The sequence below is a fragment of the Frigoribacterium sp. CFBP 8754 genome (assembly GCF_014841815.1).
GTDB lineage: Bacteria > Actinomycetota > Actinomycetes > Actinomycetales > Microbacteriaceae > Frigoribacterium > Frigoribacterium endophyticum.
On record NZ_JACYUO010000001.1, the window covers coordinates 736001 to 757947 of the forward strand.

At 71.5% G+C, this 21947-nt stretch carries 19 protein-coding genes; 18 read left to right on the forward strand and 1 reads right to left on the reverse strand.

What is annotated here, in order from left to right; genetic code table 11:
* The first annotated feature begins 1 nt into the window (after position 1).
* The 14 genes from prfA (at position 2) to IFT72_RS03470 (ending at position 12280) form a co-directional block, all read left to right on the forward strand.
* Entirely contained in the window at positions 2–1084 is a 1083-nt protein-coding gene (gene prfA, locus IFT72_RS15880) for a peptide chain release factor 1 (RefSeq protein ID WP_056053933.1), read from the forward strand.
* A 5-nt stretch (positions 1085–1089) separates the two neighbouring features.
* The gene (prmC, locus tag IFT72_RS15885; protein ID WP_056055817.1) at positions 1090–1968 is read left to right on the forward strand and encodes a peptide chain release factor N(5)-glutamine methyltransferase; all 879 of its coding nucleotides are present in this window, start codon (positions 1090–1092) and stop codon (positions 1966–1968) included.
* Positions 1969–2006: 38 nt separating this feature from the next.
* Positions 2007–2684, forward strand: a complete 678-nt coding sequence (locus IFT72_RS03415; RefSeq protein ID WP_056053936.1) for an L-threonylcarbamoyladenylate synthase — start codon at positions 2007–2009, stop codon at positions 2682–2684.
* A complete protein-coding gene (locus tag IFT72_RS03420; RefSeq protein WP_056053940.1) occupies positions 2681–3952 on the forward strand; it encodes an MraY family glycosyltransferase in 1272 nt (423 codons plus the stop codon). Before IFT72_RS03415 ends, IFT72_RS03420 begins: the two co-directional genes overlap by 4 nt.
* Positions 3952–4380: a hypothetical protein gene (locus IFT72_RS03425; protein WP_056053945.1), complete on the forward strand. Its 429-nt coding sequence runs from the start codon at positions 3952–3954 to the stop codon at positions 4378–4380. The genes IFT72_RS03420 and IFT72_RS03425 overlap by 1 nt, the downstream gene beginning before the upstream one ends.
* A 233-nt stretch (positions 4381–4613) precedes the next feature.
* Positions 4614–5420, forward strand: coding sequence for a F0F1 ATP synthase subunit A (atpB, locus tag IFT72_RS03430; protein ID WP_056053948.1), 807 nt, complete (start codon positions 4614–4616; stop codon positions 5418–5420).
* A gap of 54 nt (positions 5421–5474) precedes the next feature.
* Complete coding sequence (gene atpE / locus IFT72_RS03435; protein ID WP_043594505.1) at positions 5475–5708, forward strand: ATP synthase F0 subunit C; 234 nt, start codon at positions 5475–5477, stop codon at positions 5706–5708.
* Between the two features lie 20 nt (positions 5709–5728).
* Positions 5729–6286, forward strand: a complete 558-nt coding sequence (locus tag IFT72_RS03440) for a F0F1 ATP synthase subunit B (RefSeq protein ID WP_056053950.1) — start codon at positions 5729–5731, stop codon at positions 6284–6286.
* Positions 6287–6288: 2 nt separating this feature from the next.
* Entirely contained in the window at positions 6289–7083 is a 795-nt protein-coding gene (locus tag IFT72_RS03445) for a F0F1 ATP synthase subunit delta (RefSeq protein WP_185232248.1), read from the forward strand.
* Positions 7084–7142: 59 nt separating this feature from the next.
* A complete protein-coding gene (atpA, locus tag IFT72_RS03450; RefSeq protein ID WP_056053956.1) occupies positions 7143–8780 on the forward strand; it encodes a F0F1 ATP synthase subunit alpha in 1638 nt (545 codons plus the stop codon).
* Positions 8781–8824: 44 nt separating this feature from the next.
* Complete coding sequence (locus tag IFT72_RS03455; protein WP_056053959.1) at positions 8825–9724, forward strand: F0F1 ATP synthase subunit gamma; 900 nt, start codon at positions 8825–8827, stop codon at positions 9722–9724.
* 39 nt (positions 9725–9763) lie between these two features.
* Entirely contained in the window at positions 9764–11224 is a 1461-nt protein-coding gene (gene atpD / locus IFT72_RS03460) for a F0F1 ATP synthase subunit beta (RefSeq protein ID WP_056053962.1), read from the forward strand.
* A 2-nt stretch (positions 11225–11226) separates the two neighbouring features.
* Complete coding sequence (locus IFT72_RS03465; protein ID WP_167258956.1) at positions 11227–11487, forward strand: F0F1 ATP synthase subunit epsilon; 261 nt, start codon at positions 11227–11229, stop codon at positions 11485–11487.
* Between the two features lie 25 nt (positions 11488–11512).
* On the forward strand, positions 11513–12280 hold the full coding sequence (locus IFT72_RS03470; RefSeq protein WP_192045571.1) for a peroxide stress protein YaaA: 768 nt from the start codon (positions 11513–11515) through the stop codon (positions 12278–12280).
* A 66-nt stretch (positions 12281–12346) separates the two neighbouring features.
* Here IFT72_RS03470 and IFT72_RS03475 read toward each other — a convergent pair whose 3' ends face one another.
* Positions 12347–12913 (reverse strand): methylated-DNA--[protein]-cysteine S-methyltransferase, encoded by a 567-nt coding sequence (locus IFT72_RS03475; protein WP_082514314.1) that lies wholly within the window; start codon positions 12911–12913, stop codon positions 12347–12349.
* 225 nt (positions 12914–13138) lie between these two features.
* On the opposite strand from IFT72_RS03475, the gene IFT72_RS03480 reads away from it, so the two are divergent.
* From IFT72_RS03480 to IFT72_RS03495, 4 genes are all read left to right on the forward strand, one after another.
* The gene (locus tag IFT72_RS03480) at positions 13139–13672 is read left to right on the forward strand and encodes an FHA domain-containing protein (RefSeq protein ID WP_192045572.1); all 534 of its coding nucleotides are present in this window, start codon (positions 13139–13141) and stop codon (positions 13670–13672) included.
* Positions 13669–14487: a PP2C family serine/threonine-protein phosphatase gene (locus IFT72_RS03485; protein ID WP_056053975.1), complete on the forward strand. Its 819-nt coding sequence runs from the start codon at positions 13669–13671 to the stop codon at positions 14485–14487. Before IFT72_RS03480 ends, IFT72_RS03485 begins: the two co-directional genes overlap by 4 nt.
* Positions 14488–14653: 166 nt before the next feature.
* Positions 14654–16117, forward strand: coding sequence for a protein kinase (locus IFT72_RS03490; protein ID WP_192045573.1), 1464 nt, complete (start codon positions 14654–14656; stop codon positions 16115–16117).
* Entirely contained in the window at positions 16114–21945 is a 5832-nt protein-coding gene (locus tag IFT72_RS03495) for an Ig-like domain-containing protein (protein WP_192045574.1), read from the forward strand. The genes IFT72_RS03490 and IFT72_RS03495 overlap by 4 nt, the downstream gene beginning before the upstream one ends.
* Positions 21946–21947: the final 2 nt, after the last annotated feature.

The window sequence follows — 21947 nt, forward strand, 5'->3', positions numbered from 1 at the left end:
GGTGTTCGAGTCGGTGTCGGTGCTGCTGGCGGAGCACGACGACCTGCAGACGCAGCTCAGCGACCCTGCCGTGCACGCCGACGCGGCTCGGGCGAAGAAGATCAACCGCCGCTACGCCGAGCTCAGCCGCATCGTGGCTGCCCACTCGGCGTGGCAGCAGGTGCAGGACGACCTCGAGGCCGCGCGTGAGCTCGCGAAGGAGGACGACGCCTTCGCGGCGGAGGTCCCCGCCCTCGAGCAGGGCCTCGACGAGGCCCAGGAGAAGCTCCGGCGACTCCTCATCCCGCGCGACCCCGACGACGGCCGCGACGTGATCATGGAGATCAAGGGCGGTGAAGGAGGCGCGGAGAGCGCCCTGTTCGCCGCCGACCTCCTGCGCATGTACCTGCACTACGCGGAGTCGAAGGGCTGGAAGAGCGAGATGATCGCCAGCGACGACTCCGACCTCGGCGGCTACAAGAACGTCCAGGTCGCGATCAAGTCGAACGCCAGCGACCCCGCGCAGGGCGTCTGGGCGCACCTCAAGTACGAGGGCGGCGTGCACCGCGTGCAGCGCGTGCCGGCGACCGAGTCGCAGGGGCGCATCCACACGTCGACGACGGGCGTTCTCGTCTTCCCCGAGGTCGACGAGCCGGAGGAGGTCGACATCAACCAGAACGACCTCAAGATCGACGTCTACCGCTCGAGCGGCCCCGGCGGCCAGTCGGTCAACACGACCGACTCCGCCGTGCGCATCACCCACCTGCCCACGGGCATCGTGGTCGCGATGCAGAACGAGAAGAGCCAGCTGCAGAACCGCGAGGCCGGCATGCGCGTGCTCCGCGCCCGCATCCTGGCTCGCCAGCAGGAGGAGCAGGCGGCCATCGCCTCCGACGCCCGGAAGAGCCAGATCCGCGGCATGGACCGCTCGGAGCGCATCCGGACGTACAACTTCCCGGAGAACCGCATCGCCGACCACCGCACCGGCTACAAGGCGTACAACCTCGACGCCGTGATGGACGGCGCGCTCGAGCCCGTCGTCGAGTCGTGCATCCAGGCCGACGAAGAGGCGCGGCTCGCCGAGATCGGCGACACCGCGTCGTGAGCGCCGTGGCCGACGCCTTCTCCGGCGTCGGCACGGTCGACGCCGCCCTCGCGGCGGCGACGGCCGTGCTGTCGTCGGCCGACGTCCCGACCCCGTCGGTCGACGCCGAGCTCCTCCTCGCGCACGCCACGGGGGTCGAGCGCGGCGTGCTCCTCGCGCGAGCCGTCACCCGGTCGCCCGTGACCCGGGAGCAGGTGGAGTCGCTGGTCGCGCTCGTGTCGCGCCGCGCCTCCCGCGAGCCCCTGCAGCACATCACCGGCACGGCCTGGTTCAGGTCGCTGGCCCTGCAGGTCGGCCCGGGCGTCTTCGTGCCCCGGCCCGAGACGGAGGGTGTCGCCCAGCTCGCCGTCGACGCGCTGCGCGCGGCGCCGTCGGCGGAGCCCCTGGCCGTCGACCTCGGCACCGGCAGCGGTGCACTCGCGCTGGCCCTGGCGACCGAGGTGCCGCACAGCCGCGTCTGGGCCGTCGAGATCTCGCCGGAGGCCGCAGCCTGGACGCGGCGCAACATCGACTCGGTCGGCGCCTCGAACGTCACGCTCGTTCTGGGCGACATGACGGACGCGCTGCCCGAGTTGGACGGTCGGGTCTCCGTCGTCGTGAGCAACCCGCCGTACATCCCGCTCGGGATGGTCCCGCGCGACCCCGAGGTCCGGCTGCACGACCCGAGCACGGCGCTCTACGGCGGGGAGGACGGCCTCGTCCTGGTCCGGGCGCTCTCGCTGACGGCCCGTCGCCTGCTGCACCCGGGGGGCGCCCTCGTCATCGAGCACGGGGAGCAGCAGGGCGCGGCGATCCGCGGGATCCTCGACGCCGACGGCTGGCGGAGCCCCGAGACCCAGCCCGACCTCACCGGCCGAGACCGGTCGACGACGGCGGTGCGCTGACCCGGCCACCAGGTCGGTCGCACTATCATCGTCTCGTCATGACCTCCTCCTACGACCTCTCCGTCGCCACCGAGCTGCTCACCGGCATGCGCGCCGCCCGTGGCGCGATCGGTCGCGGCGAGCTCGTGGTCATGCCCACCGACACCGTGTACGGGCTCGCGGCCGACGCCTTCGACTCCTCCGCCGTGCAGGCGCTGCTCGACGCCAAGGGCCGGGGCCGGCAGTCGCCTCCGCCCGTGCTGGTGAAGGGTCTCGACACCCTCGCCGCGCTGACCGAGTCGGTGCCCGACCTGGTGCGGCCCCTGCTCGACGAGTTCTGGCCCGGGCCGCTGACCGTCATCTTCCGGGCCCAGCCGTCGCTGAGCTGGGACCTCGGCGAGACCCGGGGCACCGTCGCCCTGCGCATGCCGAGCCACCCCATGGCCCTCGAGCTGCTGGAGGAGACCGGCCCCCTGGCGGTCTCGAGCGCGAACCTCACGGGCCAGCCCGCGGCCGCGACCGTCGACGATGCCCGCGCCATGCTGGCCGACCGGGTGGCCGTCTACCTCGACGCCGGGCCGGTGGGGGAGAGCTACGAACGTCGCCCGGGCGCGAACACCGGCTCGACGATCGTCGACGCGACCGGGGCGGCCGACGGCGTGCTCCGCATCGTGCGCCACGGCGTCCTGCCCGACTCCGAGATCAGACGCGTCGTGGGCGACGCCGCCGTCGCGTGAGGTACTACCTGCTGGCCTTCGCGATCGCGGCGGGGGTCAGCTTCGTCCTCTCGTTCGTCGTCTGGCGGCTCGGCCTGCGCTTCAAGCTCTACCCGGCCATCCGTGACCGGGACGTGCACCGCACGCCCACGCCCCGCCTCGGCGGCATCGCCATGTGGGCGGGCGTGGTCCTGGCTCTCCTGGCGGCGTGGTTCGTCTTCCCCCTGATCTCCGGCATCGACTACTTCCGTCTCGTCTTCGCCGACCCGGGGCCCCCGCTCGCCATCATCGGGGCCGCCACGATCATCGTGGTCATCGGCGTGGTCGACGACCTCTACGACCTCGACTGGATGACCAAGCTCGCCGGCCAGATCATCGCCGCAGGCGTCCTCGCGTGGCAGGGCGTCCAGCTGCTCTCCCTCCCGATCGGCAGCAGCCTGGCCGTGGGCTCGCCCTTCATGTCGCTGATCCTCACCATCCTCGCGGTCGTGCTCGTGATGAACGCGGTGAACTTCATCGACGGCCTCGACGGTCTGGTCGCGGGCGTGACGATCATCGCGAACGTCGTCTTCTTCGCGTACAGCTTCGCCATCTCGCTGACCATCGGCCAGACGGAGTACTTCAACCTCTCCGCTCTCCTCACGGCCGTCCTGACCGGGGCGTGCCTCGGGTTCCTGCCGTTCAACTGGCACCCCGCCCGCTTGTTCATGGGCGACGCGGGCGCCCTCCTGACCGGGTTGCTCATGGCCACGAGCGCCATCTCCGTGACGGGGCAGATCGACCCGGCGACCATCTCCCGCAGCGCCCTGCTGCCCGCCTTCATCCCGATCCTGCTGCCGTTCGCCGTGCTCATCGTGCCGCTGCTCGACTTCGGCCTCGCGGTGCTCCGTCGGGTCAGCGCCGGCAAGTCGCCCTTCACGGCCGACCGCAAGCACCTGCACCACCGCCTCCTCGACATGGGCCACTCGCACTTCCACGCCGTCCTGATCTTCTACGCCTGGACGCTGGTCGTCTCGGTCGGCTGCCTGATGTTCCTCTTCGTCAAGCCGACCTCTCTGGTCGTCGCCTTCCTGGTCGTCGGGCTGGTGGCCTGCGCCGCCCTCACGCTCGCCCCCCTCAGCCGTCGCAAGAAAGTCGAGGTGGCCGTCCAGTCAGCTCGCCCGGCCGATCTCGCGACGTCCCGGTCGGATCGCTTCGATCCGCTCGACCAGGCCGCCGGGGGCCTCGACCACCTCGACGCGGCCGACCCGGTCGACGTCGCGTCGCCACCACCCCCGAAGGACCACTGATGAACGCCCGATCGATCTTCACCAAGATCCTGACGTACACCGGGCTCCTGGCCCTCGCGATCGCCGTCGTCGGCGGAGGGGTGGGCTGGCTCACGGCCGGCTCGGACGGGCTCTGGAGCGCGCTCGTCGGGGTCGCCCTGGCGATCGTCTTCGCCGGCATCACGGCGGGGAGCATGCTGATCGCCATCCGCTTCCGCCTCGCGGCCTTCTTCGGGATCGTCATGGGAGCCTGGCTCCTCAAGATCGTCGTGTTCGTCGTCCTGCTCGTGCTCGTCCGCGACCAGCCCTTCGTCGACGACGTCGTGCTCTTCCTGGCGCTCGTCGTGTCCATCGTGGGGACCCTCGTCATCGACGCCCTGGTCGTCGTCCGGGGTCGGCTGCCCCACGTGAGCGACGTCACGCTGCCCGAGGCGCCCGTCGATCGTTAGGCCGTCGCACCGCTGACGGTCGTCTCGAGGCCCCTGAGCGTCCGAGCTGCACGCACAAGCATGCACAGCGCGAAAGAACCCCCGTCGATTCGCTGTCCTGAGGGTTACCTTGATAGGGTGATCTCCGTTCCCCGGCCGCGATTCTCTGCGGGTTCGGATGACAACCCCACCAATCGTCGCGACACTTCAGGGTGCTCGCCCCGACACAGGAGATAGCGCTGATAGCGAACGCTGTGAACCTGCTCTCCGCTGCCGACGCCGGCCACGGAGACGGGGGATTCCACGCCCCGACTCTTGACGAGTTCTTCCCTTCCGCCATCTTCTTCGAAGGCACGCCCTTCGAGCTGAACCGCATCATGCTGGTCCGCCTCTTCGCGATCGCCGTCATGCTGCTGCTGTTCTGGCTGGCCCTGCGCAAGGGGCGGCTCATCCCGTCCCGCGGGCAGAGCATCGCCGAGCTGGGCCTCGACTTCGTCCGCATCCAGATCGTCGAGGAGATCCTCGGCGAGAAGCTGGGTCGGAAGTACCTCCCGCTGCTGGCGGCCATGTTCTTCGGCATCTTCGCCATGAACATCACCGGCATCGTCCCCGGCCTCAACATCGCGGGCACCTCCGTGGTCGCGATGCCGCTCATGCTGGCCGTCGTGGCCTACGTGATGTTCATCTACGCCGGCATCCGCGAAGCGGGCACGGGCACGTTCTTCCGGAACGCCCTCTTCCCGCCCGGGGTCCCGTGGCCGATGTACATCCTCCTGACGCCCATCGAGTTCATCAACATCTTCATCGTCCGGCCCATCTCGCTGGCGCTGCGACTGCTGCTGAACATGATGGTCGGCCACCTCCTGCTCGTGCTCTGCTTCGCGGCGACGCACTTCTTCTTCTTCAGCATGAGCGGCGGGTTCATCGCCTTCGGCGCCCTGACCTTGGTCGGCGGCTTCGTGATGACCATCGTCGAGATGGCCGTCGCCGTGCTGCAGGCCTACGTCTTCACACTCCTCGCCTCGGTCTACATCCAACAGGCCGCGGCGAAAGAACACTAAGTACGACGAGTTCCGTCACCCGACGAAGCTCGCCCAACCGGAAGGAAACACACAGTGGACACCACCACGATCCTCGCTGAGATCAACGGCAACATCGCGACCGTCGGCTACGGCCTCGCTGCGATCGGCCCCGGCATCGGTATCGGCATCGTCGCGGGCAAGACCGTCGAGGCCATGGCTCGCCAGCCCGAGCTCGCCGGCCGTCTCCAGGTCACCATGTTCCTGGGCATCGCATTCACCGAGCTGCTGGGCTTCATCGGCCTCGCCGCCGGCTTCATCTTCTCCTGATCAGTTAGGACGACACACCGATGATCGAGACGATCCTCGCGGCAGAAGGGGCACCCGAAGGGGCAGCCGTCTTCTTCCCCGCTGTTTACGACGTCCTGTGGTCTGCCGTCGTCTTCGTGGTCATCGCGGCGTTCTTCGGGATCTTCGCCATCCCGAGGTTCCGCAAGATCCTCGACGAGCGCGCTGAGCGCATCGAGGGCGGCATCAAGCACGCCGAGGCCGCCCAGGCCGAGGCCGCGCAGGCGCTCGGCGAGTACAAGAAGCAGCTCGCCGACGCTCGCGCCGAGGCTGCGCGCATCCGGGAGGCCGCGCGCGCCGAGGGAGCCGAGATCCTCGCCGACCTCAAGCAGCAGGCCCAGGCCGAGGCCGACCGCGTCACCGCGAACGCCCACGTCCAGATCGAGGCCGAGCGCGCGGCAGCAGTCGCCTCGCTCCGTGCCGAGGTGGGCTCGCTCGCGATCGACCTCGCGTCGGGCGTCATCGGTGAGTCGCTGAACGACGACGCTCGCGCGTCGGCCGTCGTCGACCGCTTCCTGGCTGACCTCGAGGCCGACCAGAACGCGAAGGCGGGCAACTGACGATGGGTTCCATGTCCAGAGAGGCCCTCAGCTCGGCGCGGTCGGTCCTGACCGACCTCGGCGACTCGGCCGACCTGGCCACGGGCGAGCAGCTGCTCGACGCCGGTCGGGTCATCGGCGGGTCCGTGCAGCTGCAGGCCTACTTCGCCGACCCGGCCGTCGACGCCGCCGTCAAGAAGCAGCTCGTCGACCGACTCTTCGGCTCCTTCACGGAGCCTGCCCGTGCTCTGCTCCTCTCGGTGGTCGGCAGCCGCTGGTCGTCGTCCGACGACCTGCTCGCCGGCATCGAGGAGCTCGGGTTCCGGGTCGTCGCCTCGAGCGCGCCGTCCGACAGCAGCATCGAGAACGAGCTCTTCGGGTTCGACGCCGCGGTGTCGTCCGACGCTCGGCTCGAGCTCGCGATCGGCACGAAGCTGAGCGACCCCGAGGCGAAGGCGGGCCTCGTCCGTCGGCTCCTCGAGGGCAAGGCGAGCGCGCAGACCCTGGCGATCGTCACCCACCTCGTCCGCCAGCCGCGAGGCCGCCGCATCGGCGAGCTCGTCCGCACGGCGGCCGACATCGTCGCCGACCAGTCCGGGCAGCTCGTGGCCACGGTGACGACGGCGAAGCCGCTCGACGCCGCCCACGCAGAGCGGCTCGAACGGGGCCTCTCGCAGCAGTTCGGCCGCGACCTCCGCATCAACCAGGTCATCGACCCCGCCGTCATCGGCGGTCTGCGCGTGCAGATCGGTGACGAGGTCATCGACGGGACCGTCGCCACCAAGCTCAGCCTGCTCCGCCTCCAGCTCGCCGGCTAGGCACGCTCCCACACACAGACTCGAGGCCTCCCGAAGCCTCGCTACGAATAGGAATCACAATGGCAGACATCAAGATCAGCCCCGATGAGATTCGCGACGCGCTGAAGGACTTCGTCTCGTCGTACGACCCGTCGAAGGCCTCGACCACGGAGGTCGGCTACGTCACCGACGCCGCTGACGGCATCGCTCACGTGCAGGGCCTGCCCGGCGTGATGGCCAACGAGCTCATCCGCTTCGCGGACGGCACGCAGGGCCTCGCGCAGAACCTCGACGAGGACGAGATCGGCGCCATCGTGCTCGGCGAGTTCTCGGGCATCGTCGAGGGCATGGAGGTCACCCGCACGGGTGAGGTCCTCTCCGTCCCCGTCGGCGACGGCTACCTGGGTCGCGTCGTCGACCCGCTCGGCGCACCGATCGACGGCCTCGGCGAGATCGCGACCGAGGGGCGTCGTGCCCTCGAGCTGCAGGCGCCCGGCGTCATGCAGCGCAAGTCGGTCCACGAGCCCATGCAGACCGGCATCAAGGCCATCGACGCGATGATCCCCGTCGGCCGCGGCCAGCGTCAGCTCATCATCGGTGACCGCCAGACCGGCAAGACGGCCATCGCGATCGACACGATCATCAACCAGAAGGCCAACTGGGAGTCCGGCGACACCACGAAGCAGGTCCGCTGCATCTACGTCGCCATCGGCCAGAAGGGCTCGACGATCGCCTCCGTCAAGGGTGCGCTCGAAGAGGCCGGAGCCATGGAGTACACGACGATCGTCGCCGCTCCCGCCTCGGACCCGGCTGGCTTCAAGTACCTCGCCCCCTACACCGGTTCGGCCATCGGCCAGCACTGGATGTACGGCGGCAAGCACGTCCTCATCATCTTCGACGACCTGTCGAAGCAGGCTGAGGCCTACCGTGCCGTCTCGCTCCTCCTGCGCCGCCCGCCGGGCCGCGAGGCCTACCCCGGCGACGTCTTCTACCTGCACTCGCGTCTGCTCGAGCGCTGCGCGAAGCTGTCCGACGAGCTGGGCGCCGGGTCGATGACGGGTCTCCCCATCATCGAGACGAAGGCCAACGACGTCTCGGCCTACATCCCGACGAACGTGATCTCGATCACCGACGGCCAGATCTTCCTGCAGTCCGACCTGTTCAACGCGAACCAGCGTCCTGCTGTCGACGTCGGCATCTCGGTGTCGCGAGTCGGCGGTGACGCACAGGTCAAGTCGATCAAGAAGGTCTCCGGCACGCTCAAGCTCGAGCTGGCGCAGTACCGGTCGCTCGAGGCCTTCGCGATGTTCGCGTCCGACCTCGACGCCGCGAGCCGTCGTCAGCTCGCTCGTGGAGCCCGCCTGACCGAGCTCCTCAAGCAGCCCCAGTACTCGCCCTACCCGGTCGAGGACCAGGTCGTCGCGATCTGGGCCGGCACCAACGGCAAGCTCGACGAGGTGCCCGTCCCCGACATCCTCCGCTTCGAGCGCGAGCTCCTCGACTACCTGGGTCGCAACACCTCGGTGCTCTCGGACCTGCGCGAGAAGAACGTGCTGTCCGACGACATCGTGTCGACGCTCGACTCGTCGATCGACGCCTTCAAGCAGGAGTTCCAGACGGGCGAGGGCAAGCCGCTGGCCTCCGTCGGCCGCGAGGAGTTCAGCGCCACCGACGCCGACGACGTCAACCAGGAGAAGATCGTCAAGGCCAAGCGCTGACGCGCCCGACCGACGATCACGACTGACGAGACAACAGGAGAGTCATGGGAGCCCAACTACGGGTCTACCGCCAGAGGATCCGCTCCGCGCAGACGACCAAGAAGGTCACCCGCGCCATGGAGCTCATCTCCGCCTCGCGCATCCAGAAGGCGCAGGCGCGGATGAAGGCCTCGGGGCCGTACTCGCGTGCCATCACGCGGGCGGTGTCGGCCGTGGCGACGTTCTCGGACGTCGACCACATCCTCACCACCGAGCCGGCGACGATCGAGCGGGCCGCGGTCGTGGTCTTCACGTCCGACCGCGGGCTCAACGGCGCCTTCAGCTCCAACACGCTGAAGGAGGCGGAGCAGCTGTCGCAGCTGCTCCGCAGCCAGGGGAAGGACGTCGTCTTCTACCTCGTCGGGCGCAAGGCGCAGAACTACTTCGCGTTCCGCAAGCGTGACTCGGAGCAGATCTGGACGGGCAACACCGACCAGCCCGAGTTCGCCACGGCGAAGGAGATCGGCGACGCGGTCGTGTCGAAGTTCCTCACCGAGGCAGCCGAGGGCGGCGTCGACGAGATCCACATCGTCTACAACCGCTTCGTGAACATGGTCAGCCAGGTTCCCGAGGTCGTCCGTCTGCTCCCTCTCGAGGTGGTGGAGGGCATCGAGGAGCCCGCCGAGGGCGAGGTGCTGCCTCTCTACGACTTCGAGCCCGACCCCGTCGAGGTGCTCGACTCGCTCCTCCCGGTGTACATCGAGAGCCGCATCTTCAACGCGATGCTGCAGTCGGCCGCCTCGGAGCACGCCGCACGCCAGAAGGCCATGAAGGCTGCCAGCGACAACGCCGACACCCTCATCCGCGACTTCACCCGCCTCGCGAACAACGCTCGCCAGGCGGAGATCACGCAGCAGATCTCCGAGATCGTGGGCGGCGCCGACGCCCTCAGCTCGGCCAAGTAGATCTGCACCCCAGTTTCACCATCCGAAGAGAGAGAAGCCATGACTGACACCGCAACCGCGCCGGTCGCGACCGAGTCGGCTCCCGGCGTCGGGCGAATCGCCCGGGTCACGGGCCCCGTCGTCGACATCGAGTTCCCCCACGACGCCATCCCTGGCATCTACAACGCCCTGCACACGACGATCACCATCGGCGAGAGCACGAGCGAGCTGACCCTCGAGGTCGCGCAGCACCTCGGCGACGACCTCGTCCGCGCCATCGCCCTCAAGCCCACCGACGGTCTCGTCCGTGGCCAGGAGGTCACCGACACCGGCGGGCCCATCACGGTCCCCGTCGGCGACGTGACCAAGGGCAAGGTGTTCAGCGTCACCGGTGACATCCTGAACCTCGAGGGCGACCAGAAGGTGGAGATCACCGAGCGCTGGCCGATCCACCGCAAGCCCCCGCAGTTCGACCAGCTCGAGTCGAAGACCCAGCTGTTCGAGACCGGCATCAAGTCGATCGACCTCCTCACTCCCTACGTGCAGGGCGGCAAGATCGGCCTGTTCGGCGGTGCGGGCGTCGGCAAGACCGTCCTCATCCAGGAGATGATCCAGCGCGTCGCGCAGGACCACGGTGGAGTGTCCGTGTTCGCCGGTGTCGGCGAGCGCACCCGTGAGGGCAACGACCTCATCGGCGAGATGGACGAGGCCGGGGTGTTCGACAAGACCGCCCTCGTCTTCGGCCAGATGGACGAGCCGCCGGGAACGCGCCTCCGCGTGGCCCTGTCGGCGCTGACGATGGCGGAGTACTTCCGCGACGTGCAGAAGCAGGACGTCCTGCTCTTCATCGACAACATCTTCCGCTTCACGCAGGCTGGCTCCGAGGTGTCGACCCTCCTCGGCCGCATGCCCTCCGCGGTGGGCTACCAGCCCAACCTGGCCGACGAGATGGGCATCCTCCAGGAGCGCATCACGTCGACCCGTGGTCACTCGATCACGTCGCTGCAGGCGATCTACGTGCCTGCCGACGACTACACCGACCCCGCCCCGGCGACGACGTTCGCGCACCTGGACGCGACGACCGAGCTGTCGCGTGAGATCGCGTCGCAGGGCCTCTACCCCGCGATCGACCCGCTGACCTCGACGAGCCGCATCCTCGACCCCCGGTACCTGGGCGAGGCGCACTACAACACGGCCATCCGCGTCAAGGCCATCCTCCAGAAGAACAAGGAACTCCAGGAGATCATCGCCATCCTCGGTGTCGACGAGCTCTCCGAGGAGGACAAGATCACGGTCGCCCGTGCTCGTCGCATCCAGCAGTTCCTCTCGCAGAACACCTACATGGCGAAGAAGTTCACCGGCGTCGAGGGCTCGACCGTCCCCCTGAAGGACACCATCGAGTCGTTCACGGCGATCGCCGACGGCGAGTTCGACCACGTCGCGACGCAGGCCTTCTTCAACGTCGGCTCCATCTCCGACGTCGAAGAGAAGTGGGCTCAGATCCAGAAGGAGAACGGCTGATCGTGGCTGCTCTCACCGTGAGCGTCGTCTCGGCCGACCAGGAAGTCTGGTCGGGCGAGGCGAGCTCCGTCGTCGCCCGCACCTCCGAGGGTGAGATCGGGATCCTGCCGGGTCACGAGCCTCTCCTCGCCATCCTGGCCACGGGCCGGGTCCGCGTCCGCCAGGCCGACGGCACCACCGTCGAGGCGACCGCGGACGACGGGTTCCTCTCCGTCGAGAACGACACGGTCACCGTCGTCGCGCGCAACGCGCAGCTGGCCTGACCCGTCTCCTCCCTCCCGTTCCACCGTGCTGTTCCTGCTGCCCCCGTCCGAGACGAAAGTCGACGGGGGCAGCGGTGCGTCCGGGGTCGATCTCGACGCGCTCGCCTTCCCGTCGCTGCGCTTTCAGCGCGAGGACGTGCTGTCACGGCTCGCCGTCCTCTCGCACGACGTCGAGGCGTCCCTCGCCGCCCTCAAGATCGGGCCTCGGCTGCGCTCTGAGGTGGACAGGAACCGAGCACTGCCGTCCGCGCCCGTGCTGCCGGCCCTGGCGAGGTACACGGGAGTCCTCTTCGATCCCGTCCGCGCCTCCGGCCTCAGCGTGGACGAGTGGGCCTGGGCGGGGCGGCACCTCGTCGTGCACTCGGCCCTCCTCGGTCTCGTCTCCGCGACCGACCTCGTCCCGGCGTACCGTCTGTCGCACGACTCGCGCCTGCCGGGGGCGAGCCTCAAGGCCACCTGGCGGGCAGCCGTCTCGCAGAGCCTTGCGGAGGTCGACGACGTCGTGGTCGACCTCCGCTCCGAGGGCTACGTCGGCCTCGGCGCCGCGCCGGCCGACCGGTCGACGTACCTGCGCGTCGTCTCCGGCGCCGGCGGCGCGCGCAGGGCGCTGAACCACTTCAACAAGAAGTCCAAGGGGCTCCTCGTGCGGGCGCTCCTGGACGACAGGCCCTCGCTGGAGACCCTCGACGACCTCGTCCAGTGGGCGGGAGGCCGCGGCATCGTGCTGGAGCCGGGGGCGAGGGCGGGGGAGACCGCGCTGGTCTCGGAGTCCGTCCTGACACCGGTGGGCTGACGCCCGCCTGCGTCGTCTGCTCCTCCCGCGGGGGACCTCCGCCCAGGGGCCCGGGCGCCGCAGGGGTCACGGGACGGCGACCGGGCCCTCCCGGTGGACGATGCCCTCGTGCTGGAGGAGCCAGCGCTTCGTCTCGACGCCCGCCCCGACCGTGTAGCCGGTGAGCCCTCCCGTGCGGCCCAGGACCCGGTGGCACGGCACGAGGATCGGGAGCGGATTCGCGCGCACGGCGCCGCCGACGGCTCGGCCGGCCTGAGGGCTGCCGATCGTCTCGCCGAGCCGGCCGTACGTCGTCGTCCGGCCCCACTCCACCGTCGCCAGCGCGGACCAGACCGAGCGCTGGAACGACGACCCCGTGAGGCGGAGCGGCAGGTCGAACCACCGGCGCACGCCGAGGAAGTAGTCGCGGACCTGGGTCCGTGCCGCGACGAGGAGGGCGTCGGGCCGCTCGTCGAGCCCGTCGTGGGGGAGGCGCCCCTCCGACTCCACCGCGACGCGCTCGACCGCGAAGCCACGGCTGTGGATCTCGATGCGCCCCACGGGGGAGTCGAGCCGGACGAAGCCGGAGCCCTCCGGGGCGACGTCGGCGCCGCTGCCCGGCGGCGGGGGCGGGACGAGGGCCAGGGTTCTCATGACGAGACCCTAGGAGAACGGGGGCCTCGGGGCGGCGCCGCCGGCGTGCCCTGTGGAGAACTCGCCGTCTCGCTGCTCGGGCCGACTGTCGGCGACCTGCCCCCGTCGCCACCGCCGGAGCAGGTCTGCCGGGCCGATAGCCTGGAGCGACGGCGTCCCGGGGCCCCGGCCCGCGCCTCCCGGCCTGTCGGTCACGACACGGCTGACCTCGACGAGCGGAGCGACATGGACCACGACGATCCGTCCCGCGACGACGACACCGTGGTCACGCCGCTCGTGCGGCCGCCCGGGCGGGCCGTGCCCCGCGACCTCGACGACACCGTCGTGCGGCCCCGGGGCGCTCGACCGGGCGGTGACCGGGCGGGCACCGCGCCCGTCCGACCTGCCCGCCGGCGCCACGGCGTCCGCGTGGGGACCGCGGTGCACTGGCTCGACCGACCGCTCCTCGTGGGTCGGCGGCCGGCCGCTCCCCGGGTGGTCAGGGGAGCCGAGCCACAGCTCGTCACGGTGCCCTCGGCGTGCGGCGAGGTCTCGGCGTCGCACGTGTCGTTCGACCAGCAGGGCGACGTGGTCGTCGTGACCGACCTGCGGTCGACGAACGGCACGGTGGTGGTGATGCCAGGCCGTGTTCCCGTGCGACTCCGGCAGGGCGAGTCGGTCGTGGCCCTCGCAGGGACCATAGTGGACCTCGGCGACGGCGTCCTCCTCGAGGTCCTCCCGCCTCAGCGCATCCCCCTCCAGGAAGATCCCCTCCCGTGACAGAGCTCGGCAGCCCCGTGACAGACCACCACCTCGCCCTCGAGGGGTCCACCCTGACCCTCGACTGGGCGGGCGTGACCGACGTGGGCCGCCGACGCGCCCACAACGAGGACAGCTACGTCGCGGAGGCCCCCCTCTTCGTCGTCGCGGACGGCATGGGCGGGCACAGCGCCGGCGACGTCGCCAGCGACGCCGTGGTGCGACGGCTGCACGAGGCGGCGACGGCGCCCTTCCTCACGACCGACGCGGTCGAGGAGGCCCTCCTGCGCGCCACGGAGGAGATCGCGGTCGCGGCCGCCGACACCGAGCTCGGCGTCGGCACGACCGTGACCGGGGCGTTCTTGTCGCTCGACGACGACGAGCCGTCGTTCACGGTCTTCAACGTCGGCGACTCCCGCGTCTACCTCCTCGACGCCGGCGTGCTGCGCCAGGTCACCGTCGACCACTCGGTCGTCCAGGAGATGGTCGACGCTGGCATGCTGCACCCCGACGACGCCGAGTCGCACCCCGACAGCAACGTCATCACGCGTGCGGTGGGCTTCGACGTGGAGCCCCGACCCGACTACTGGCGCGTGCCCCTGAGGCCCGGCCAGCGCCTCCTCGTCTGCTCCGACGGGCTCACGAAGGAGCTCGACGCCCGGGCGATCGCGACGACCCTCGGGGCGGCCGACGGCGCCTCCGGGGCGGCGGCGGACCTCGTCGAGCAGGCGGTGGCCGCGGGCGGCCGCGACAACGTGACGGCCGTCGTCGTCGTCGTGCGGGGCACGTCGCCGGCAGGCGACGCCGAGCCGGACGAGACCACCGTCCCTCGCTGACGCCCCACGGGCGCCGAACCCTCCCCCGAAATGGGGGGACCGACGTTGTCCCCCGAACGCTCTCGTCGACCCGGCGCCTCGGGGCGCCGACCTAGAATCGATCCGGTCGACGGGGCGTCGACGTGATCGAGGCAGATCGCGCCGACGGCGCGGGGCGGGAGGCGACGTGGCACGACGACTGCCGTCCACACCGCCCGTCCTGCCGGGCTTCTCGTCGGTGCACGTGCTCGGCTCCGGAGGCTTCGCCGACGTCTTCCTCTACGAGCAGAACATGCCCCGGCGCCAGGTGGCCGTCAAGGTGATGCTGAGCGAGGTCGTCAACGACCAGGTGCGGCAGATGTTCCAGGCCGAGGCCAACCTCATGGCGCAGCTGAGCTCGCACCCGTCCATCCTCACCGTCTACCAGGCGAGCGTCTCGGCCGACGGACGCCCGTACCTCGTGATGGAGCTGTGCTCGTCGTCGCTGAGCGAGCGCTACCGGCGTGACAGGATCCCCGTCGCGGACGTGCTGCGCATCGGCGTCGCGATCGGCTCCGCCGTGGAGACCGCGCACCGGGCCGGGGTGCTCCACCGCGACATCAAGCCGTCGAACATCCTCATGACCGCCTACGGCCACCCGGTGCTGTCCGACTTCGGCATCGCCGCCTCCCTCAGCGAGAGCGAGCCGCAGGAGGTCGTCGGCATGTCGATCCCGTGGTCGGCGCCCGAGGTCCTCCTCGACGAGACGGCCGGCACCGTCGAGTCGGAGGTCTGGTCGCTGGGCGCCACCGTCTACTCGCTGCTGGCGGGTCGCAGTCCCTTCGAGATCCTCGGGAGCGACAAGAACGGGGCGTCCGAGCTCATCGGCCGGATCGACAAGGCCAAGCTCGTCCCGACGGGCCGCACCGACGTGCCCCCGAGCCTCGAGCGCATCCTGGCCCGCTCCATGTCGCGCCGCCCCGAGCAGCGCCAGTCGAGCGTGCTCGAGCTCCTCCGTGAGCTGCAGCAGGTCGAGTCGGAGGTCGGGGTGGGCCAGACGCCGATCGAGGTCGCCGTCGACGACTGGGCCCTCGCCACGGTGACCGACCTGGAGGAGAAGACGCGCCTCCGCGGCGCGTCGCCGGTCGTCGCGACGCGGCGTCGGCGTCGGCGTCGGCGTCAGGTCACGGAGGCACAGGCGGCGGCCGTCCACGGGCCCCGGGCCGGCGTCGGCGCGCGGAGCCCTGCGGGGCCGGGTCAGAGCCGCGCCCTGCTCCGCAGCACGGGCACGCGGCCGGCGCGCCGAGACCGGCGCGTCCTCGCCCTCGTCTGGCTGCTCGTCGCCGCCGGGGTGGTCGTCATCGCGCTGGGGGCCACGGCGACCCTCGTGCTCGTGCGGGCCACCTCCACCGAGATACCGCGCGTCACGGGCATCTCGACCTCCGGCGACGGCACGTCCGTCGTCTTCTCGTGGAGCGACCCGGGCCCCCGGCCCGGGGACTCCTACGTCATCACGACCGGTGACGACTCCAGCCAGCAGACCGTCGGCCGCTTCGTCGCGAGCCCCTCCGACCCCGACGCTGAGGTCTGCGTCACCGTGAGCGTCAACCGAGGCGGCCGGAGCGGCGAGCCGAGCGCCGAGACGTGCGCGACGGTGGGGCGCACGCCGTGAGCCGGCTCCTCTCCTGGGCGTCACGGCGGCGCTCCGCCGTGGCCACCGGCCTGAGCTCGGTGCTGATCGCAGCCGTCGTGGCGGGCGTGGCGGTCGTCAGCACCGGGTACGAGGCGCAGCGCCTCGACCTCGACGACGGGACCGTGTGGGTGGCGAACGGCGCCCGGTCGGCCGTCGGCCGCGCGAACGCCGACGTCCGCGAGCTGAACGCGGCGGTCCGCACCACGGGGACGGACCTCGCGATCGCCCAGTCGGGCCAGGACGTCCTGCTCGTCGACCGGACGGCCGCGACGGTGGGGGTCGTCGACCCCGCCACGGCGACCCTGGGCGACACCGTGCCGCTGCCTCCCGAGTCGCCCGAGGTCGCCATCGCGGGCGACCGGGCGCTGATCGTCTCGCAGGGCACGGGCGAGCTCTGGAGCCAGCCCCTCGACTCCCTGGCGTCGTTCAGCAGCGACGTCGACGCCGACCTCAGCCTGGGCGCCGACGTCGTCACGAGCGTCAGCCCCGCCGGTGTCACCACGGTCTTCTCCGCGGAGACCGCGGTGGTGACGCGCATCGACTCGCCCGACGACCTCGTCGTCTCGTCGACGGCCACCACCACGCTGACGGGCGACGGCCCCTTCCAGGTGACCAGCGTCGGCGGCCGCTCCGCCGTCCTCGACCTCGCGACGGGCGAGCTCGTCGTCGACGGCGCCCTGGTCGACCTCGGCGCCGACGTGGAAGGCGGGCTCGCGCTGCAGCAGGCGGCCGACGACGGCGACGGCGTGCTGGTCGCCACGTCGTCGTCGCTCCTCAGGGTCCCCTTCTCCGGCGGTGAGCCGGAGGAGGTCGTGACCGGGCAGGCGGGAGCGCCCGCCCGGCCCGTCGTCGTCGCGGGCTGCTCGTACGCGGCCTGGGCGGGAGGGTCTGCCTGGAGCGACTGCTCCGGCGCCCGTGGCGGTCTCCTCGAGCTCGACGGCGTGCCGGCCACGTCCGGTCTCGTCCTGGCGGTCCACGGCGAGCACGTGGTGCTGAACGACCCGGTCGGCGGACGGAGCTGGGCGGTGCAGGGCGACGGTTCCGTCATCGACAACTGGGACGAGCTGCTCGACGAGGAGCAGCAGGAGGAACAGCAGGAGAACGACTCGACCGACGAGCCTCCGGAGCTCGACCCCGACCAGAAGGCCCCCGTGGCCGTCGACGACGCCCTCGGCGCCAGGCCCGGGCGGGCGAGCACGCTGCCCGTGCTGCTCAACGACTACGACCCCAACGGCGACCCGCTCGTCGTCGAGGGCGTCGGCGAGATCGACCCCGCCGTGGGGCGCCTCGACCTCGTCAACGACCGCCAGCAGGTGCTGCTGACCCTCGCCGACGACGCGGTCGGGACGGTGCTCGTCGACTACACGGTGAGCGACGGCCGCGGCGGCACGGACTCCGCGGTGGCGACGGTCACGATCCGGCAGGGGGGCGAGAACGGCCCGCCGACCCAGGTCCGCCGCTCCACGGCGTCGGTGTCGTCGGCCGGGCGCGTCTCGACCGCCGTCCTCGGCGACTGGGTCGACCCGGACGGCGACGCGTTCTACCTCACCTCCGCTTCGGGTGCCGACGGGGTCTCGTACAAGCCGTCCGGCGACGTGGTCTACCAGGACCCGGGGGCGGGCGCGGACACCGTCGACCTCTCCCTCGCGGTGAGCGACGGCCAGGCCGAGGGCCGCGGGCAGCTCGTCATCACGGTCGGCGGGGCGGCGACCCTCCGGGCCGACTCGTTCACGGTGCAGGCCTACGCGGGTCGCCAGATCACCGTCCGCCCCCTGGACTACGCCCGCGGGGGCTCCGGCGAGATCAGGCTGAACAGCGTGCCGGCCAAGGCGGGGTCGACCGTGACCCCGAGCTACGACGCCGGCACGTTCCGGTTCGTCAGCGACGAGGTCCGCACGCACAACCTCGAGTACACCGTCACGGACGGCGACCAGACCGCGACGGGCGTCGTCCGGATCGACGTCCAGTCGCCTCCCGACCCCTCCACCCCTCCGGTCACGACGCCCAAGACGGTCTTCGTCGAGACGCTCAGCGCGCAGACCCTCGACGTCGTCGCGACCGATCTCGACCCCGCGGGCAACGTCCTCATGGTGACCGGCACCTCCGAGGTGCCCCTCAGCACCGGCGTCCGGGTCGAGACCCTCGAGCAGCGCTACCTGCGCATCACGCTGGCCGCTCCGCTCGAGGGTCCCGTCGGCCTGACGTACACGGTGTCGAACGGCCTGGCGACGGCCGAGGGCACGGTCACGGTCGTCGAGATACCCCGACGCCAGCAGACGCAGCCCCCCGTGGCGACCGACGACCAGGTCACCGTCCGCGTGGGCGACGCCATCGACATCGACGTCCTGGCGAACGACGAGCAGCCCGACGGCGACGACCTCACCCTGGTCGCGGACCTGGTCAGGGGCGTCCCGGCCGACGGCGGGCTCCTGTTCACGTCGGCCACGAAGCTGCGGTACCTCGCGCCGGCCACGCCGGGCAACGTCACCGCGGTGTACGCCGTGCGGGGGAGCGACGGGCAGATCGACTCCGCCCAGGTCTCGATCTCGGTGCGCGAGGCGGACGCCTCCACCAACAACGCCCCCGTCCCGCAGACCGTGACGGCCCGGGTGGTCGCGGGGCAGACCGTGCGGGTCAGCGTGCCCCTCGCCGACGTCGACCCCGACGGCGACAGCGTCAGCCTGCTGGGCATCGGCACCAGCCCCGAGAAGGGCAACGTGACGGAGGTCGGGGCCGACTACGTCCAGTACCAGGCCAACGCCTCGGCGGCGGGCACGGACGAGTTCACGTACACCGTCGTCGACGGCCTGGGCGCCCGGGCGACGGGCAAGCTGCGGATCGGCATCGCGGCCCGCGCCGACGGCTCGCGGAACCCGGTCGCGGTCGCGGACGTGGTGACGATGCGGCCCGGCGGCACCGTGACGGTCCGGGTGCTCGAGAACGACTCCGACCCCGACGGGGGAGCCCTCACCGTGACCCAGGTGCAGGCCTCCGACGAGGCCACGACCGCCGAGGTCGTGGACGGCTCCCTCGTCGAGGTGACGCCGCCCCGGGCCGAGGGGTCGTACGGCCTCGTCTACACGGTCGAGAACGCGCAGGGCGGGTCCAGCTCGAGCTTCGTCACGGTCACCGTCGACGCCGACGCGCCGCTCAACCGCCCCACGGCGTCCGACACGGTGCTCGACCTCGCCGACATCAGCGGCCGGGAGTCCGTCGACGTGGCCGTCCTCGCCAACGTCTTCTTCGCCGACGGCCCCGTCTCCGAGCTGGGCCTCGGCATCGAGCCCGGCTACGACGGCACGTCCGTGGTCACCTCCGACAGGCGCGTCCGCGTCACCCTGACCGACCGCGCGCAGATCATCCCCTTCTTCGTCACCCACCCCGACGACGCGGGCGTCCGGGCGACGGCGTTCATCCGCGTCCCCGGCTTCGACGACGCCCTGCCGCAGCTCGACAAGCGAGCACGGCCCGTGACGGTCGTCAGCGGCGAGCGCGTCGTCGTCGACCTCAGCCGGTACGTCATCGCGGCCGGCGGCAAGGCCGTCCGCCTGACGAACCCGGGCGCCGTGCGGGCCACCCACGCGAACGGGGACGACCTCGTCGTCGACCCGACCACGCTGGCGTACACGTCGGCCGACCTCTACTTCGGGGCTGCCTCCCTCTCGTTCGAGGTCACCGACGGCACGTCCGCGGACGACCCCGAGGGGCGGACCGCGACGCTCGTGCTCCCGGTCACGGTCACGCCGCGTGAGAACCAGCCGCCCACCTTCACCGGCACCTCGATCGCCCTCGAGCCCGGCGAGTCGCGGACGCTCGACCTGACGCGCCTCACGACGTACCCGTACCCCGACGCCCTCGCCGAGCTGCGCTTCGAGGCCCGCCCCGAGGCCGCCGCCGGGTTCACCGTCGACGTGTCGGGGCAGCGCATGACGGTCACGGCCGACGCCGGCACCCCCAAGGGCACCTCCCGGACGCTGCCCGTCTCCGTCCGCGACTCCGTCTCGACCGGCCAGTCGGGCGCGGTCCAGCTCGCCGTCGTGGGGTCGAGCCGCCCCTTGGCGCAGCCCGTCGCCGACACCCAGGCGGTCCGACGGGGCAGCACGGCGAGCATCGACGTGCTCGCGAACGACCAGGCGACCAACCCCTTCCCCGGGCAGCCGCTCCGCGTCGTCGACATCAGGGGCCTGGGGGGAGGCGGCCTGCCGGCGGGCGTGTCGGTCACGCCGAGCGCCGACAACAGGACCCTCGCGGTCGCCGTCGGCGCCGGAGCCGCCCCCGGCGACGCGAACCTGCAGTACCGGGTGGCGGACGTCACCGGCGACCCCGAGCGGCAGGTGTGGGGCAACGTCACGATCTCCGTCCAGGACGTCCCGGCGCAGCCGGCGGCCCCGACCCGCAGCGGGTCCTTCCGCGGCGGGGAGCTGACGCTGAGCTACGCGGCTCCGCAGGCGAACAACTCCCCGATCACCCGCTTCCGCCTCGTCGGCACCGGCAGCGGGGGCTCGCCGTACTCGAAGGACTGCGGCCTCTCCACGGTCTGCACGCTGACCGACCTCGCCCCGGAGCAGACGTACCAGTTCGCGGTCGTCGCGACCAACGCGGTCGGGGACTCTCCCGCGAGCGCGCTCAGCGACTCCTACAGCGCCGACTTCGTCCCGGCGGCGCCGAACGGCGTCTCCGTCACCCCGTCGCGGTCGACCCCGGGGGCGCTCGACGTGTCGTGGAACGCCGTGCCGAAGCCGACGCGGGGCACCGCGGTCACGGGGTACGTCGTCGAGCGCGCCGGCGCGGCGGCCCAGTCGACGTCGGCCACCTCGGTGACCCTGACCGGCCTCGCTGCCGACCAGGTCTACGGCGTCACGATCTCGGCCCGCAACCGTGCCCAGGTGAGCAGCGACGCCGACTGGGCCCGGAGCAGCACGGTGTCGGCGCGCGCGGTCGGCACGCCGAGCGCTCCGACGTCCGTCCGCGCCGAGGCGAGCCGGAACAGCGTGACGGTGTCGTGGCAGGCACCCGCCGACCTCGCGGGCGGCGCCTCGGCGACCTACAGCGTGTGGCGGCAGCCCCAAGGCGCCGGGGCGAGCGGCTGCTCGGCCACGGGCACGCCCCTCCTGACCGACGAGGCACGCACCAGCGTGACGGACACCCCGCCCGACGGCACCTGGTCGTACGTCGTCGTGGTCCGCAACGGCTACTTCTGCGCGAGCGGGAGCGCGAGCTCCGAGGCCGTGACGCCGCCCGGGCAGGCCTCGGGCTCCGTGACGGTGGAGAGCTCCGACCAGTTCGGGAACTTCGACCTCCGGGCCGAGGGCCTCGCGGCGACGGGACTCGTCGACCGGTTCCAGTACCGGGTCGGCTCGGGAGCCTGGACCGACGTGCCCGCCGACCGGTTCCTCGCGACCGACTCGCCCAGCGGGAACACGCTGTCGGTCGCCTTCCGCGCCTGTCGCGTGGGGGCCTCGCGGGCGGAGTGCGGCACCGAGTCGTCGCCGACCTCCGCCACCCCGGTCGCGACGCGCACGGCGGGCGCGGTCTGCGCGGTGGGGCAGCCGTTGTCCGTGAGCGACCCCGTCAACGGGCCCGACGCCTCCGTGAGCGCCACGACGGTGGAGTTCCGCCTGGTCACCCTCGACGTCCTCGGCGTGCCGATCGCGTCGTCGTGGACCACCGAGGGGCCGGACGGCGTCCGCTACACCCGGACGAGCACCGTCCCGTCGAACGCCGACGCGGTCCGCGTGACGACGACGGTGGACGCCGACGGCACGTCCTACACGGATCCCGGCTCGTTCACGACATCGTGCTCGTGACG